16 protein-coding genes and 1 tRNA gene are annotated in these 16354 nt (G+C 61.8%); 8 read left to right on the top strand and 9 right to left on the bottom strand.

Features of this window, described 5'->3' with window-relative positions; translation table 11 throughout:
* The first annotated feature begins 389 nt into the window (after window positions 1-389).
* The gene (locus tag J6524_RS20730; protein WP_225673843.1) at window positions 390-773 is read left to right on the top strand and encodes a hypothetical protein; all 384 of its coding nucleotides are present in this window, start codon (window positions 390-392) and stop codon (window positions 771-773) included.
* Window positions 774-828: 55 nt separating this feature from the next.
* The gene (locus tag J6524_RS20725; protein WP_312002430.1) at window positions 829-1176 is read left to right on the top strand and encodes a helix-turn-helix domain-containing protein; all 348 of its coding nucleotides are present in this window, start codon (window positions 829-831) and stop codon (window positions 1174-1176) included.
* A 797-nt stretch (window positions 1177-1973) separates the two neighbouring features.
* Here J6524_RS20725 and J6524_RS20720 read toward each other — a convergent pair.
* Window positions 1974-2543, bottom strand: coding sequence for a hypothetical protein (locus J6524_RS20720; RefSeq protein WP_225673841.1), 570 nt, complete (start codon window positions 2541-2543; stop codon window positions 1974-1976).
* Between the two features lie 462 nt (window positions 2544-3005).
* On the opposite strand from J6524_RS20720, the gene J6524_RS20715 reads away from it, so the two are divergent.
* Complete coding sequence (locus J6524_RS20715; RefSeq protein ID WP_225673839.1) at window positions 3006-3665, top strand: peroxiredoxin; 660 nt, start codon at window positions 3006-3008, stop codon at window positions 3663-3665.
* 207 nt (window positions 3666-3872) lie between these two features.
* On the opposite strand, the gene J6524_RS20710 is transcribed toward J6524_RS20715, so the two are convergent.
* Both J6524_RS20710 and J6524_RS20705 read right to left on the bottom strand, forming a co-directional pair.
* On the bottom strand, window positions 3873-5609 hold the full coding sequence (locus J6524_RS20710; protein WP_225673837.1) for a methyl-accepting chemotaxis protein: 1737 nt from the start codon (window positions 5607-5609) through the stop codon (window positions 3873-3875).
* Window positions 5610-5961: 352 nt separating this feature from the next.
* Window positions 5962-6408, bottom strand: coding sequence for a hypothetical protein (locus tag J6524_RS20705; RefSeq protein ID WP_225673835.1), 447 nt, complete (start codon window positions 6406-6408; stop codon window positions 5962-5964).
* A 327-nt stretch (window positions 6409-6735) separates the two neighbouring features.
* On the opposite strand from J6524_RS20705, the gene J6524_RS20700 reads away from it, so the two are divergent.
* Both J6524_RS20700 and J6524_RS20695 read left to right on the top strand, forming a co-directional pair.
* Window positions 6736-6990, top strand: coding sequence for a hypothetical protein (locus tag J6524_RS20700; protein ID WP_225673833.1), 255 nt, complete (start codon window positions 6736-6738; stop codon window positions 6988-6990).
* Window positions 6991-7039: 49 nt separating this feature from the next.
* Window positions 7040-7116, top strand: a tRNA-Arg gene (locus J6524_RS20695).
* Window positions 7117-7715: 599 nt separating this feature from the next.
* Here the strand turns inward: J6524_RS20695 and J6524_RS20690 are convergent.
* Together J6524_RS20690 and J6524_RS20685 are read right to left on the bottom strand one after the other, a co-directional pair.
* Complete coding sequence (locus J6524_RS20690) at window positions 7716-8054, bottom strand: hypothetical protein (RefSeq protein ID WP_225673830.1); 339 nt, start codon at window positions 8052-8054, stop codon at window positions 7716-7718.
* Window positions 8055-8386: 332 nt separating this feature from the next.
* The gene (locus tag J6524_RS20685; protein WP_225673828.1) at window positions 8387-9397 is read right to left on the bottom strand and encodes an alpha/beta hydrolase; all 1011 of its coding nucleotides are present in this window, start codon (window positions 9395-9397) and stop codon (window positions 8387-8389) included.
* A gap of 835 nt (window positions 9398-10232) precedes the next feature.
* Here J6524_RS20685 and J6524_RS20680 point away from each other — a divergent pair.
* Window positions 10233-10601 carry a hypothetical protein gene (locus J6524_RS20680; RefSeq protein ID WP_225673826.1) on the top strand — a complete coding sequence of 123 codons (369 nt, stop codon included), beginning with the start codon at window positions 10233-10235 and terminating at the stop codon, window positions 10599-10601.
* Between the two features lie 15 nt (window positions 10602-10616).
* Here the strand turns inward: J6524_RS20680 and J6524_RS20675 are convergent, their stop codons facing one another.
* Both J6524_RS20675 and J6524_RS20670 read right to left on the bottom strand, forming a co-directional pair.
* On the bottom strand, window positions 10617-11069 hold the full coding sequence (locus J6524_RS20675) for a hypothetical protein (protein WP_225673824.1): 453 nt from the start codon (window positions 11067-11069) through the stop codon (window positions 10617-10619).
* A gap of 138 nt (window positions 11070-11207) precedes the next feature.
* Complete coding sequence (locus J6524_RS20670; RefSeq protein WP_225673822.1) at window positions 11208-11867, bottom strand: hypothetical protein; 660 nt, start codon at window positions 11865-11867, stop codon at window positions 11208-11210.
* 214 nt (window positions 11868-12081) lie between these two features.
* Between J6524_RS20670 and J6524_RS20665 the strand changes: the two genes are divergently transcribed.
* On the top strand, window positions 12082-12465 hold the full coding sequence (locus tag J6524_RS20665; protein WP_225673820.1) for a VOC family protein: 384 nt from the start codon (window positions 12082-12084) through the stop codon (window positions 12463-12465).
* A 102-nt stretch (window positions 12466-12567) separates the two neighbouring features.
* On the opposite strand, the gene J6524_RS20660 is transcribed toward J6524_RS20665, so the two are convergent.
* Window positions 12568-13017: a hypothetical protein gene (locus J6524_RS20660; RefSeq protein ID WP_376712058.1), complete on the bottom strand. Its 450-nt coding sequence runs from the start codon at window positions 13015-13017 to the stop codon at window positions 12568-12570.
* Between the two features lie 234 nt (window positions 13018-13251).
* Here J6524_RS20660 and J6524_RS20655 point away from each other — a divergent pair, with 234 nt between their 5' ends.
* Entirely contained in the window at window positions 13252-13602 is a 351-nt protein-coding gene (locus J6524_RS20655; protein WP_225673818.1) for a GrlR family regulatory protein, read from the top strand.
* Window positions 13603-13670: 68 nt separating this feature from the next.
* Here the strand turns inward: J6524_RS20655 and J6524_RS20650 are convergent, their stop codons facing one another.
* Window positions 13671-16352 (bottom strand): PAS domain S-box protein, encoded by a 2682-nt coding sequence (locus tag J6524_RS20650; RefSeq protein WP_225673816.1) that lies wholly within the window; start codon window positions 16350-16352, stop codon window positions 13671-13673.
* Between the last annotated feature and the right edge of the window lie 2 nt (window positions 16353-16354).

The raw sequence follows: 16354 nt of genomic DNA, 5'->3' as shown, positions 1-16354 counted from the left end.
GCGCTCAATTCATCTACCGAATTATCTCGATGTGAACGCGCCAGAATCGAGCACACCGTGCAAGTCTGCTTAGCCCTCAACAGCGACGCGAGAGCGGACAATTCGGGACCGCCGCTTTGGGCCAACAGGCGGCGGTTATGACGAACGCGGGCTAACGTCCAGTCCACCCGAGACAGTCGACATGCTTATGGCTTACGCATCGATCGGCTCGGCGCCAACGGCAGATCTCCGAGCGTTGCAAAATGAGCGAGCGCAATCAATCGATAACGCGGTTAGCGTTGGCGAGAACGCGGTCGGGAACGGCAACGTTCACGACCGCTGACTTCGCGGGTTATTGGCAGAAGCATTTATCGTAGTAAGGTTGTGGGGCCTTAATGAGAGCCAAGATTATGAAACTAACCTATACGGATTCACGGGATGGAAGGGTGATTATTGGGTTCACCGATGAGCGCGGTGAACACGAAATCGCTCTAAGCACAATAGAGACGGCAGACCTTATCGGTGCGTTGAGGACCTCGTTAGAGGAGGCGATTGGAAGTCCGGCCGCAGACAGCATGGCCCTTCCCGGCATTGACAGAGTGCAGATCGTTGAGACTGCGGAAGAAGTGCTTTTCCGCGTCTATATGAATGATCGCATTTCCCATGATTATCCGGTTCCGAAAGAGACCGTTCTTGCGGATGAGCTTCAGATGCTGGCTGACCGGATGGAGGCGCGGAATTCGGCAAAGGCCACACATCCATCGCCCGATGCCCAGAAGAGCAAACTGAATTAGCGGATCGCGCGTAACTCACAAATCGCGACCGTTCCGCAATCTCTAAGCGATGTAAATCGTAAGACAGGTCGAGGATTGTCTGGACGCACGGCCCACAGAGCCTGTCCACATCTCCCAGATCTGCAGCCAACTCCACGTGTCGCGACGCACGCTGCATCGCGCGTTTCACGAGGCGCTCGGGACCGGCCCGATCGCTTTCCTTCACCGCCGGCTGTGTGCCGTCCACACCATCCTGCGCGCGTCACACGATGTCCGGACGATCTCGGATATCGCCTTGCAGTTCGGCTTCCAGAACCTCGGCCGGTTTGCCGGCTACTATCATCAACTGTTCGGCGAGTACCCGTCCGAAACGCGGCAGCGGCACCGGCCGCAGCTTGACCTGGCACAAGGGCAAATCAGCTAGATGTTGTGTCCAGCCGTTCGCGCGAAAATATTCCGCTTCCGTTCTCACCCAAATCAGTCGCATAACTCCGCTCGTCTCATTGCAGATGAGGGGCGCTCGCGACGTCACGAACGCGCGGTGAGATGCGATGGACGCTGATGGCGCGCTAGACGTACGCGCCGGAGGCGTACGGCGAAGTCGTGTGGTCTGGACGCCGCGGTGCTGGCGTTAAGTTGCGCGGGAGTCCCTGCGTAGCGATGGTGGCAAAAGAGCCGTTCACCAGGGAGAGCACGAAGTAAGCCGTAAAGCCATTGCGCAGGGAAGGCCGGAGTGTTTCCGCTGTACCTGTATGCTCGTGTGCGCTTCTTGCTATGCGCAACGGCACACGAGACCGCGGGTGCAGCCAGCACCCGGTCTTCCCTGCGCCCTCTGATAAGCGGGCGGGAAGTTATCAAGCAAACCTCGGGCAAACATGTCGCGAGATCGCGAAGCCATACTCAGTCGTCGTCACCCGCGAAGGCGGGTTACTCAGTATTCCAGCGACAGCAGTGACAGAACCGAGAAGCCGCGGCGTACTGGATCCCCAGCATGCGCGGGGGATGACAGCAATGTGTGTGTCGCTGTCTCGGCGTCATTGCGAGCGCAGCGAAGCAATCCATCTATCCCCGCGTCGAGCTATGGATTGCTTCGCTGCGCTCGCAATGACGGTGAGAGGCCGCGGCGTACTGCGTCCTGCGCTCGCGTGATATGCAAAGCGCCAAACAAAAACGGCGGGGCCCTACCCCGCCGTCTTTGAAACCGATGATCACCGGATGAACTTACAGCATTCCCATATCCAGCATGCCCGGCAGCTGCGCGAGCGGCAGAGCGGCGGCGCCGATCAGCGTCGCGACCAGCGCTGCAAGACGACGGTTGCTGTGGCGCTTGCCGCGCATCTGCTTGGCAATCCATTCCAGCACCGAGGTGTCGATATTGGCCGCCTTCATCGGCGCCCAGCTCTCGATGTCGGTATCGGGCGACAGCGCGACCGTGCGCGGCGGCACCGGCAGGCCGGACTCCGAGGCGGCATGATGGGCGACCGCCTTGGCCAGGAGATCGTCGAACCGGCCGTCGTCGGTGCGCTCGGCAGCGGCATCGCTGATTTCGAACAGCGCCTCGATTTCGGCGCGGCTCACCGGCTCATGCTCGACCGCGCTGTCCGTCAGGATGCGCGCGCACCAGGCGGCGTCATCGGCATCGAGTGCGCGGGAAAAATGGATACGGCCCTTGGTGGTGGGGCCCTCGCCGGTGATCACGCCGTCGCGCACGATGGTGAGCGCATGAGCGGCGGTCTTGCGGCAGGTCGGTTGAAGGGCGCCAGATATTTCAGCGGCAGTTGCGGCAGACATAGTTGCACTTCTCAATTTCAATTCCAGTCCAGCATTTCCATGCGGGGCATGAACGGACGGTTAACGATTCGAAACCCGCATTCCGAGTTTTTTACATGGTTGCCAATTGGTCGCTGTGATGTCGGTCACGGTTCAGGTCAATGCACTCCCGGGTGCAAAGCGGCCGGGCGTGATGCGGGCCATAAAAGGCAATATCGGGGCAGCGACGGCAAAAAGGTGGAATGGCGATGAAAAGATCGCGACCAAACAGCCCCATAGCCTGCGAATCCTGGCGCTTTTGTTCGACGTTGGAGCTGCCGGTTCTTTTCGTCGCAGAGGCGCGGACCAAAAGAAGATGCTAGGAGTTCCGGGCTCGCGGAGAAGGATCTCACCTTTTGCGCCAACCGGTTCACTTAACCGCTTCACACTCCTATAATCTTAGAGACGAATTTCCCAGTAACTTGAACAACATGAGGTAAAACCATGGCACTCCCGATAGGCGCGGTTGCCCCCGATTTCGAAGCCGAAACCACCGAGGGCAAAATTAAATTCCACGACTGGATCGGAAATAGCTGGGCGATGCTGTTCTCGCACCCCAAGGATTTCACCCCGGTCTGCACCACCGAGCTCGGCTTGCTCGCCAAGCTGAAACCGGAATTCGACAAGCGCGGCGTCAAGCTGATTGGCCTGAGCGTCGATCCTGTCGACCGCCATGCCAAATGGTCGGAGGACATCAAGGAGACGCAGGGTGCTGCGCCGAACTATCCGATGATCGCCGATACCGATTTCAACGTCTCGAAGCTTTACGAGATGCTGCCGGCTTCGACCTCGGGCGATCCCCTCACCCGCACGCCTGCGGACAACCAGACCGTCCGCAACGCGATCGTGATCGGCCCCGACAAGAAGATCAAGCTGACGATCGTCTATCCGATGACCACCGGCCGCAACTTCCAGGAGATCCTGCGCGCGATCGACTCGCTGCAGCTGACCGCAAAGCATCGCGTCGCGACGCCGGCCGACTGGAAGCAGGGCGAGGACGTCATCATCGCGGGCTCGGTCAGCGATGAGGAGGCGAAGACGATCTATCCGGACGGCTGGAAGGCGCCGAAGCCGTACATCCGGATCGTGCCCCAACCGAAGTGACCGCTAGCGATCATCCCGGGATGGTGCGCAAGCACCAGACCCGGGCCTCGAGATTCTCTGGTGCGCAATTGCGCACCAGAGTTCGGTGCTAACGCACCATCCCGGAATGACAGGCTCAACGGTTGGCAACCCAATCCGCCACGAGCAGTCGACGAGACCGCCGTCACCTCAGGTTTCATCGGCGGCGTGATGCGCCGCCGCCCGTGCTCAGGCTGCGCGGACGCGGTCGAGGAATTTTTCGACCTCGGCCTTCAGATGCAGACTCTCGCTCGACAGATTCTGCGCGGAGGCAAACATCCGGCTCGACGTCTGGCCGGTCTCCTCGGCGCCCTGCGCGGCGTGGCGGATATTGGCGGCAACGTCAGCCGTGCCGCTGGCGGCGGCACGAACACTCTGGGCGATGTTCTGCGTCGCGCCGCGCTGCTGCTCCACCGCCGCCGAAATCGAGGTGGCGATATCGCTGATGCGCTCGATGGTCTGGCCGATCGCCTTGATCGCGCTGACCGACTCTTCGGTCGCAAGCTGCATGCTGCCGATCTGGCTGGAGATCTCCTCAGTCGCCTTCGCCGTCTGACCGGCGAGGCTCTTGACCTCCTGCGCCACGACGGCAAAGCCGCGCCCGGCATCCCCTGCCCGCGCCGCTTCAATGGTAGCGTTGAGCGCCAGGAGATTGGTCTGCTCGGCAATCGAGGTGATCAGCTTCACCACATCGCCGATCCGGGCGCCGGCTTCCGACAATTCGTTGATGCGCTGGTCGGTGGCGGCGGCCTGCTTGACGGCGTCGGCGGCGATGCCGTTCGATTCCTGCACCCGGCGGGTGATCTCCGCGATCGAGCTGGAGAGCTCGTCGGAAGCCGCCGCCGCGGTACGGACATGCTCGGAGGCGGTCTCGGAAGCGCCGGCCGATTTGCCCGACAGGCTTGCCGTGGTGCGCGCGGTATCGGTGAGCTGGCGCGCGACGCGCTCGAACTCGCTGGAGGAGTTCATCACCTTGTCGATGATGCCGCCGACGCTCGTCTGGAATTCGTCAACGAAGCCGCGCAGTTCGGCCTTGCGCTGCTCGGCCGAGGCCGCGGCGGCCGCAGTCTGTTCGTCGCGCATACGCCGGCGTTCGATCGAATTATTCTTGAATACCGCGAGGGTGCGCGCAATCTCGCCGATCTCGTCCATCCGGTCGTCGCAGTCGATCTCGACATCGGCATTGCCGTTGGCGATGGCGGTGAGAGAGGCCGTAACCGACGTCAGCGGCTTAGTCACCCGGCGCACGAGCAGCAGGGTCAGCAACATCACCAGCAGCGCGGCGACACCGGCGGCGATGGCCATGTTCTGGATGGCATGGGAGAGCATGGACTCGTAGTGCGCCATCGGAATGCCGACATAAAGAAGTCCGATCACCTTGCCGGCCGAGTTCACGATCGGATAGTAGGCCGTCATGAAGGTCCTGCCGAACAGCGTCGCAGGCCCCTTATAGGCCTCGCCTCGGCGCACCACCGCCTGTCCGGGATGGTCAGCGGCGAGCTGGGTGCCGACGGCGCGGTCGCCGTTCTCCTTCTTCACATTGGTGGTACGGCGAATGAACTGGTTGCTCGCGTCGTCATAGACGAACAGCGTCGCGTTGCCGCCGGCATAGCCCACCGCACGGTCGACGATCGCGTGGTCCTTGAACTCCGGCATCTTGGGCATTTCGGCGCGAACGACGGCCCCGTCCTTGATGGTGATCTTGGCGTCGCTGTAGGTCTCGGCGAACGCCAGGCCGAGCGTGCGGAGGTTGATCTCGATGTCGCGCAGCGCGCGGTCGCCGAACTCTGAGGTCAGCGACCAATGGGCCGCCCCCACCACCAGAGCGGTATTCACCGCAATCAGGAGGATGGCGGAGATCACAGCCTTGGTGCCGAGGCGCAGCTTGAGCGCCGGCATAAACTTTCCAATGGATCGCGTGGTCATAATGAGAAATCCCCCAAAATCGCGACCAATCTGCCCCGTTTTGCTTACGATCGGCTTAATGGGCACAACTCAGGGAAAATACTGATACGCCTCGTAAAATTTATGCGTGCATGAATGCCGTATGCTCTACCTCAAACTGAGCGGCGGTCACCAGCAGCACCGCCGAAGCACACGCGGCCATGCCGGCGATCGGCAAGCCAATCCTTCAGGAGATCAGGACGAGCGGAGCCGACCTCGTCGCGCTTGGCGTCGACCGGATAACGGGAGTTACTTCGGTAGCGTCGCAGCCGGGGTTCTCAGCAAGCCCAAAGTGTCGGTCCTGCTGATTGCGGACGGAGACCTGCGTTGCGCCTCACCACTCTTCCGGGCAGGGATCGACGATCTTCCAGAGCTCGGTGCCGTTCCTGATCTTCTTCATCTCGGTGGTGAGCCCGCCGTTCCTGCGGATCCAGTCCTTCACCGTATCAGGGTAATAGGACATCAGGTCCGACGTCCCCTCGATACTCGTGACCTTGATGCCGAAGGTGAAAGCCTTGTCGTAATAGGCCTGATGGAAGCCGATGCTCGCTTTCGGCGTGACGCAAATCTTGTTCATCGGCACGATGCCGAACACCAACGTGCAGGCTGAATTGCAGATGCCATCGATGATCACCCGCTCCTTGCGGTCGCGGATGCGCTTGTACTTGGCCTTGTATTCCTCGACATAGCCGCCGTGATCGCGCGTGATGTGCAGGTCAGCGCGCACGGGGCTCGCAACCAGAACCGACAGGGACAGCAAGGCAAGAGAAGTGATGCGCATGGGTCGATCGGAAACCGGATAGCCTTGTCGGATTCGGGATAGGTCGGCCCGCAGATCAGGGACCGGACAGCAAAAATTTGGCCGGACTGTGTTGGGAATTCGTTAAGCATCCCTTGGGGCCAAAAATGGGCGGATTAGGGTGGATTTTCGCAGCTTTTCAGCCGGTTTCGCCTAGAATGGGAAACCGCGTGAGGCAAATGCCAGGGGATACAAGTTCCGATCGAACCAGAGAATCGGCTTCTATCTTATTGTTTCGACGTGCTTTTCAAACCGAAGGCCATCCGCTCTGCTCGAATCGCTACCGTTTCAGACTTCCGGAGAATCGAAATGACCAAACCGAAGCTTTTCGTCGCCACAGCCCTCCTCTCCATAGCGGTGCTGGCCCCGAGCCTGGCGGACGCCCGCCACAATCGGCATCACCGCAGCTGGGGCTTGCCCTATCCGATCAGCTTCCTGCACAATTACGGGCCCGGCCTACAGCCAGGCACGTTCGCTTATTACGATGGTCCCTCGACCGTGCTCTGTCGCCAGGGCGCGGCCGCCTATATCGGCCAGGACCGCCGCCGGCATCCCTGCTACTAGGATCACGCCGCTGGCTCTATCAGGCCAAGTCTGATACGAGCCAGCGCAGGCGCTCGTAGCTCAGCTGGATAGAGCATCGGATTTCGATTCCGAGGGTCGGAGGTTCGAATCCTTCCGAGCGCGCCAATCTACGCCGGGTCCAGCCCATCCCGGCGCAGGATTACGCGCAGTGGCGTGAATCGAGCACATCATCGTAGCACCACGGCGAAGCGATGGTGCCCATCTTAGTCCGCCGTGGTGTGCCCTTTCCGGTCTGATCGGACAAGCTACTTAACGATCAGGAACAAATCCAAATAATCGCAATTGCAATCGGAACACCCAAACCAAGCGCGCCGAAAATCGCCGGGACGAATTCGGAAAGCAGGCTTATGTGGTGTCGTACGCCAGATGACGACATGACGTTGCTCCTTGGAGCCCCGCGAGCTTTTGCCCGCCCCCAAGATGAACGATCAATCGCGCCTTAGGACTACCGTCCGTGGCGACTCTCTATGGAGAGGCAATGCTGGGGCGTTATGGTTAACAACAGGTTAATGCCGGGAGTTTCGTCGACGGCGTCTTGAGGACGCGCGCCTCATCACGGACCGTGCGCGGGAGCGCTGGACGTGCCGTTTCGATCGGAGCTTCGGGAGCGCACAAGTTGCCATTGTCGGCGGCGCCTCCCGTTGCGCTCACCGTCAAGGAAGGGCACCGCTCGGCACCCTTCCCTTCAGCGGCGCATGCGCCAATCAGAACGAGCAGCCGTAAGCCGTGAGCGAGGCCTTCGTCGCATCCATGGTCTGCTTGCAGGTCGCTTCCATGGTCGCCTTGGTCGACGGGTTCTTGGCCATATCGACCCACGCCTTGCGCGTCTGGTCAATCTGCGTCTTGTACATCGCTCGCTGCGCCTCGGGGACCTTGGAGCCCACGCAGGCATCATACTTGGTCAGGAATTCGTCGCAGGAGGCAATACCCGTGCTCTGCGCGTTGGCGGCGGTGACGCCCGCGAGCAGTGCGACGCCTGCAATAGCTGCCGCGAGTGACCGGCGATGAGCGCTCGAGCCTGCCTTCGATGTTGTTTGACGCATTATTCTAACTCCCCTGTAACAACATAATTTGGATCGCCGGTCGGCGCCCGTATCGCCGCGATCGAACGCGCACAGCATCGCGCGCCGACAACCGGTCGGCGTTGTGGACATTGTGTAGTTCGAGCGTTGAGCGGTTCGAGGCGAGACTGGGCACCATCGTGCCGACGACGAACAAATGTTCTTTCAATTTGGCGAGATTAAGGGTGACGACGCCGTGACAACGTAACGGCCGCTCGATGGCAACAGGCTGTCACGATCATGTTGCCTTTTGCTTCGGTTGCGGCCGAACCTTGATCTTGTCGAGCTACAACAGAGGACACTCAAGCGCAGACTTACGCGGCCGACGTATCAATCGAGCGGCGTATCACTTTTCGCACCTCTGCATTGGACAGGAAGAGGTCGTGGTTGATGACGCCCCAGCCTGCGTCCGACGCATCGATAACACGCACCCCGAGCCGCTCGATGGTGGCCTTCTCGGCGGCGCCGACCCGTGTCATGCCGCCGGCCAATCGCCCCGACAGCGCCAGCGCGCGGTCGTTGGTTGCGGTGACGACGGTGATCTTGCGGCCGAGCGGACCCATGCGGGTAATCGACGACGAGAATACGTCCATGTCGATGTCAGGCGAGGCGAACACTACGGCTCCGATCTTGTCTGAAACAGTGTCGCCATGTCGTGCATAGAGCTGGCGCAGGCTTTCGAGCGTCAGCATCGTGCCCATGCTGTGAGCGACGATGTGAGCACGTCCTGCGCTCGGGCTCGTGACGACAGCATTGAGCACGCGCTCGAAATCGTCACGGGACCACATCGCACTGTCGCGATCATAGGCATAGTCGAACAGTCCGGCCTTTGACGGCCAAGAGAACACCATCGTCTGGCCGCGGAATCTGATGCCGTCGGCGAGATGTGCGGCATCGAGCGCCGCCGTTTCGAAGGTCTGCTTAAAACCGTGCACGTAGATCAGGACTTCGCCGCCAACCAGAACATCGCTGACCTCGCCCCCAACAGGTTCGACCGCATCGAGGCGCCAATCGCCGAGGCCGGCCGCGGCGAGCGAGAAACGGCTCTCGCCTGGCGGCACGAGTTTCGCCCGGGCAACCGTCATCCTTGAAGCGCGCTCCGGCCCGAACCAAGGTTTCGCCCGCCCGCCGTTCGCCGGCTTGCGCGTGGTGGCAACGAGCAATGTCGGCTCTGCCGATAGCGACGAAGCGTCGTAACGCGCGCCCGTCGCGGCCATGCTGGTACAGCCGCCGAGCGCTAGCACGCTCGCCGACGACGCAATGCCGCGCAGGAACGTGCGGCGGGACGCAGAAGTCTCGTGTTGCAGCAAATGTCGGACGATCACGTAGGACCTTTGGGAACATTGCCCGTAGCACCCAGCTCGCACGTCTCCTGAATTAGGATGGCGAGAAAAGGGCGAGCGATGGCCAGATTGCTCGCACCATCGATGGTTCCGGTTCCTTCGCGATTCCGTGATCGCGCGCACGCGCGATGAAACCATTCTCCCGCGCCGCGAAACGCTCCGGAAACAGAGAGCCGGTACGGTCGGGCCGATCGAACAGAGGGGTTAGATCATGTTGGTATCGGTCCTCAACCTCATCTACCGCGAATTCCTCAAGCGTGCCCTTGTCGGCATGACAATGCAGGGAGGAAGGCTATGACTGAAGTCATAACGGCACTCCTGGTGTTCGTCAGCATCGGCATATTCCTGGCGCACGCATTTGATGCCTATCGGCTGCGCTAGATTTGCCCTGGCGCCGCGCTGACCCGGCTGATCCCCACGGGATCAGCCGACCTTATGCAGAGCGCACGGCGCACCCTCCCAAGACCCAACCTTCGCTGCGATGAACACGTCGCGTTCAGGCAAGAATCGAGATCGAGGATCACGTCCGTAGTCGTCTTCGCGATCGGGAAGCGGCTGGAATTGACGCGCCACTCACGGCCGCTCCGATAGGTTGCGTGCGGCGGCCGCGCCAGCAGCCGGTTTTGTGCGTCTCGGGCGGTAGCTTCCGCCCCCGTCCACCGCGGCAGGATTCGAATGGCCATTAAATCAAGGGGTTAGACAGACGCTCTGGGATGGTGCTAGAGATCGCTGGCGCCGAGCGGGATTTCGATTCCGAAGGTCGGGAGTTATGGTCTCCAGGCGCGCCCGTCGCTAACGGCTATTCGGACATTTCCAAATGAGAAAGATCATACTGGCGCTGGCGGTGCTGTATCCGGCCGCAGCCTTTGCACAAACATCGACGCCTGCCCCCGCTGATCCTCCCACGGTCGGCGGCAAGCCCCTGGTTCAAGTCGGATCGACGAAGCCCGCGGCCAAAAAGGAAGCTAAGCCCCTGTCGCCCGCCCAGAAGTTACAGGCCTGCCAGGATATCGACGATGGGACCAAGGAGCGCCTGAATTGCTACGATGCCATTTACGCGCCACAGCCGAAGGCAAAGACCGCGGCAGCGAAAAGCGTCAGTGAGTGCCGCTACGTCAAGGAGGAAGACGAGCGGCTGACCTGCTTCAACGGTTTTGCGGACAAGATTCCGAAGCTGCCCCGCTAAATCACGCGGCGCGCCCTACCAAGTCCAGGTAGGCCGGAAGCTGGGACCGCCGAAGAAGCCGTAGGGCGACTGCTGCGCGACGCGCATTTGCGGCGGCTGCCCGAACTGCATCGGCGGCGCCGGACGGGTCTTGGCCACCTTGCGCTTGCGCTGGACCTGCGGCTCGGGCTTCTTTGCTTCCGGGACATACTGAGCAAACGTCTCCCGCGGCATGTCAGCCGCGGCAGGGGGCGCGGGCGGAGCTACAGCCTGGGCTGCCACCACGGGCGGAACAATGGTTGGAAGACTGGTGTCGTACACCACCCGCTCCGGCAGCTTCTGGTCCGAGCGAATACGCACCACGGTTTTGTCGACCGAAGGAGCGGCCTGGCTGGCCACGAGCGCCGGCTGCGGCATGAACGCATCGATCGCCAACAACAAGGCGAGCAACACGCCGCCGACAAACAGGAAATAACGGGCTACGGGCATTGGTCTCGCTCTCCCCGCGCGAGCGACGCGCGTTTCATTCGCCCAACGGGCGATATAGCCATTAGTTCCCGGCCAACCGGCAAGGTTCAAAAGCGCGGATCACATTTTCCGTGATGAGACGGATTTGCGCGCAGAAGGTTAAATGCGGCTGGCCGTCACCAGCGAACATTTCGCCTTATTTGCGTTGACGTTGACGAACCCGACCAATACGCCGGCATATCGCTTCCGGCTCTTCATGTTCACGGTATCGGGAATGACGCGCCTGCGATCGGTGAGACGGCTGCCGTCCCTACGGGTGAAAGTGCAGGCGATCTCGATGTCCTTCACCGCATAATCGTTGGTATTGCGAAGCGTGAAAGTCACCAGTGCTTTCGAGCCGAGCCCTCCCCTGCGCCACGATTGCGAGACGATTTTCAGGCCGTCGAGTGGCGATCTGGGAGGTGCCGTCGTTTCCGGCGGCGCGACGTCGGGAGGCGCAACGGCGATGGTCGCCGGATTGGCATCGGTGGGGGCTGCCGACGGTGCCGGCTTTGACAGCGTCGCCTGGGTCGCGGCCGTATCATCCGCGCGGGATGCATCTTGCGAGAGGTGGGCAACTTCGGGTGGTGTCACCGTGGAGCGGCTCTCGGCATCGCTGGCTTGCGGCAGCATCAGCCATGTGGTGCACCCGACGATAGCGATAGCCGGCAGCAAGGCGAGCCGTGCCTCCGGCTTTCCAAACGACCACCCGGCGATTCTCATAGCCGCGCCCTCATCCGTCAGCCCCGGCGACGCCGTGCCGCGCACGAAAAAAGCCATACGAGCGTTTTCCCATACGGCTTTTGTACGACCGCCGTTGTACGGATCCCGCCGCGCACCAACAATCATCCAGCGAGTAAATGGTTTCATGGCACCTCGACAATATTGCGGCGGCAGGGCAAGGCTTGCAGAATGGAATTGTGGGTGCCCGACGGCTCGGTTGGCTGGCTGCTACCGGCCTTCACGCCGCAACAACAATAATGAGGAGACCAATATGCCGACCGTTACCTGGGACCATGTCCATTTGCGCAGTCCCGATCCCGAGGCGACGGCCGCATGGCTGGAAGACGTTCTGGGAGGCGAGATCATCCGTGGCCCGGGGCGCGTCGACGTTAAGCTCGGCGGCGCCAACATATTCATCGCTCCCGTCACCGCGGGCGATGGCGTCAACAACCCACCCGTGACGCCCTATCAGGGGTTGGATCATTTCGGACTGACGGTGAAGGACATCGACGCGGTCGCCGCAGAGATCAAGGCCAAGGGCGTCGAGTTCACGAAGGAGCCAACCACCATCCGGCCTGGCGTCCGCATCTGCTTCATCCGCGGCCCGCAGGGCATTTCAATCGAGTTGCTCGAGCGCGACAATAAATACGCGTGAGCACCGCGCGGCACGCGCGTCGCCGACCATGAGGCTGCAGGCAAGCCCACATCCTTTGAGACGCCGCTGGCGCGGCTCCTTAGGACGCGAGCTGAAACTCGCTTACGTCATGCTGCCCGGCATGAAGCAGCGGATGGTCAATCCTTGATAGCCGCGAATCGGCCAGACCATGGTTCGCCCGACGCGATTAGGCTCAGTGATGACGGCATCATCAGGCACGTCATACCACTCGCCGTCGATGCGAACGCGGTAGTGCCCGTTTTTTGATTCCCAATCCACGTCGCTGACGGCGCTGCCATCAGCGTCGGAACAGCATGGTCCCTTCCCGCTCTTCAAGCTGTCGAACCACTGTTTCAGCGGTGAATTGGCATACCGGCCGTCGGGATCGCGGGCTTCGCCTGGGGCGAAGGCCAGCGGCGACATCAGCACCACTCCGCCAACGATCAGCAGCTTTTTCCAGCGACTCGCGCGACGGCGGGCGGTGGTTTGATGGTTGCAATTCTCTTCGCGTGAGGACGGCACGTGGCCGCCGGAACTTATCCAGTTGGTCACCTGTTTCTCGTGCTCCAGCACCCGCCGGCCGGTGCCAAACTGAGCCATGCATTTCGCGGGCCAAGTTGGCTGAGCCCGCCGCAGTTATTCCCGCGTCCGGCGCGATGGCATGTATGGGGTTTGTTTGGAGCAAGGGAATCGGCAGGCAACCTGACGCGTTGACGGTGCGTGCTACGCTTTGGCATAACTATTTGACCGGCCTCCGTGGGCGCGGCGGCCGGCATTTGGGACGTCATGAAGAACGGACTGTATTCGATCCACGTCACCCTGCTGGATGGGCGCATCGGCAAGGGCAGTGGCGTCATTCTGTTCCGGGACGGCCAGATCCTCGGCGGCGATGCCTACCTATTCTACACCGGCAGCTACACCGTGAAGGGCGACACCTTCAAGGGCGAGGTCCTGGTCCAGCGTCACACTACTCCGCGCGACAACGACAACCCGCTGTTCGGCGGCCCAAGCCCGGTCGGCATCGGCGTATCCGGAACCTTCACCGACACCCGCGCCACCATGAATGGAACCGCGCTCGTCGGCAAAGCCAGCCAGATCTTCGGCGCGACGCTGCGCAAGCTGGCTGACATCAACTAGCGCGACCCAACAGCACGGGCCGGCGCGACACACCCTTGCATTGAACGCCTGCGGCCATTCTGCGCTGCCTACTCCGCCGCCTGCTCCAGCGGAGCGACGCGCGGCAGAATCATCTGGATGCGCGTGCCGCCACCCGGCTCGGAATCAAGATCGAGCCGCCCGCCGAGCCGCGTCGTCACGATGCTGTAGACGATGTGCAGCCCGAGCCCGGTGCCGCCCTGATCGCGGCGCGTGGTGAAGAACGGATCGAAGGCGCGGCGGCGGACGTCGAGGCTCATGCCGCATCCATTGTCTGAGAAAATGATCTCGACATTGTCCTTGCCGGATTCCCGCACCTGGATATCGACCGTGCCGGGCTTGCCGTCCGGGAACGCGTGCGCCACCGAATTGAGGAACAGGTTGGTGAGCACCTGTCCGTAGGGACCGGGATAGCTGTTCATCATCAGATTAGGCTGACACTCGACATTGAGCGTCAGATTGTGTTTGCGCAGGCCCGGCCGCAGGCTCATCACCACCTGCTCGGTGAGATCGCCGAGGTCGAAGGTGCGCTGGTCCGAATAATTGCGGTCGGCAGCCACCTGCTTGAACGACTGGATCAGCTCGGCGGCGCGATTGAGGTTGGCGACGAGCTGTGACGATGCGGTGCGGCTTGTATCGAGAAAATCGTTCAGGCTGGAGCGCCGCAGCTCGCCGCGAGCGACCTCTGCTGCAAAGTTCGACGTCTTGCGTTCCAGCGCGGAGGCGACCGTCAGGCTGATACCGACGGGATTGTTGACCTCGTGGGCGACGCCCGCCACCAGCCGTCCCAGCGCGGCCAGCTTTTCCGCCTCGATCAGCGAATTCTGCGTCTCCCGCAGGTTTCGCAGCGCTGCTTCCGCTGCGTCCTTGGCCTTGCGCATCTCGAATTCGACGCGCTTTCGTTCGCCGATGTCGAGCGCAACCGTCACGATGTTCTCGATCTCGCCGGCTGGATCCAGGATCGGCAGCTTGTTGACCAGCCATTGCCGCATCTGGCCGGACGCATCCCGGTATTCCTCCTCGTAGAATCCGAGCTCCTTGCCAACCGCCAGCACCCGCTTATCGGGCTCATCGGTCTTTTCAGCCCCGTAGCGCGACATCAGCTCGGCCGTGGTGCGGCCGATCGCATCGCCCGGTTCGACCCCGAAAATACCGGCCATATAGCGGTTCATCAGGACATAGCGCAGATGCTTATCCTTGACGTTGATGACGGCAGGCACGGTATCGATCACCATTTGCAGCAAGCGGCGCCCTTCGGCGATCGCATCCTCGGCGCGCTTCTGATCGGTGATGTCGCGCACCGTTCCCTCATAGCGAATGATGACGCCGGCCTCGTTGTGCACGGCGCTTGCGCTGTCGGAGAGCCACAGCACCGACCCGGTGCGCGTGCGAACCTGGTATTCGTATTCGCGCACCATGCCGTCGCGCTGCATCAGCCGCTCATATTCCGCCCTCGCCTCGGGACGGACATAGACGGTATCTGCGATGTCGCCGATACCGTTGATCAGATCCTGCGGCGTGGCATAGCCCATCATCCGCGCCAGTGCCGGGTTGGCGTTCAGCAGCGTGCCGCCAGGCGTCGTGACATAAATTCCGTCGACCGAGGACTCGAACAGCTTACGGTAGCTTTCTTCGGCAAGCCGCTGCTCTGCGAGCGCGCGTACCGCCGCCTCGCGCGCGCTATCGGCATCAACCAGCGTCTGGCGGAAGACTTCCGCAGCGCGCGCGATGTCGCCGATCTCGTTGTCGACGTCGGTCGCCGGGATCGAGGCGCTCTTCTCGCCGCGGGCCACCGTCCGGATCGAGGCTGCGATTGCGGCGAGCGGACGCACCGTGCGGCGAACCACCAGCAGCGAGGCGAACAACCCGATCAGGACACCGGCGGTGCCGAGGACGATGCTCTGCCACTTCGCTTCGGCCAGCGTTCTGGCAAAATCGCGGGAGAGCACGCGCCCTCGCCGCTCGCTGACATCGCGCAGCAATTCCGTCACGCGCTGGATCAGGCGGCCCTCGGCGCCCAGCACTTCCCTGTCGATATCGGATATCTGCCGTTCGCGGATCGATATGTTCACGATTGCCAGCGCATAATCGTCAACAATCGCGCGCAACTTCGGGTCCGCAATCGCCATCGAGCGCATGCTTTCCGCAGCCTGTTCGGCAGCCGAAGGATTATGCGCCAGCAACGCCGAGGCAATGCGGCTCTGGGTCTGCAATAGGGCCATCGCCATCTGGGGATCGGACGCTTCAGCGATCGCAGTATCGAATTTTTCGCGCAAAGGCGGCAACGCGACGATCATTTCGGCGCGGCGGTTGATCAGCGCGGAGATCCGCTCGATGCCGGTGCGGTAGGTCGCAAGGCGCTCGGATACGCCATCGATCATGTCCTGCTGCTCGGGAGCGAGCTCCAGCCGGGTCTTCTTCAGCACCTCGCCGAGCGCGGTCGCGGCCTCGCCGACCTGAACCGATTGATTGCCGCGGTCGGTGACGAAATCCCGCGCCGCCAGCCGCAATTCGTTCATGCGGCGGTCGATATCCTCGGCCAGATCGCCGACGCTCTGCAGCCGCTGCAGCTCGGCAAAGGTCGAATCGATATGGCGGATGGCGATGACGCTGGCCGTCGAGGTGATGATGATCACCGCCAGCACCAGCATGAAACTGCCGAATGTCAGTTGGCCGATCGAAAGCGAGAACGATCGCGGTGGCGTCGAAATCGGCGGCGTTTCAGCGGTCATGG

Origin of the sequence: Bradyrhizobium hereditatis (assembly GCF_020329435.1) — a bacterium.
Classification (GTDB): domain Bacteria; phylum Pseudomonadota; class Alphaproteobacteria; order Rhizobiales; family Xanthobacteraceae; genus Bradyrhizobium; species Bradyrhizobium hereditatis.
Note: the sequence above shows the minus strand (reverse complement) of the source record. Positions and strands in the feature narration are given on the sequence as shown.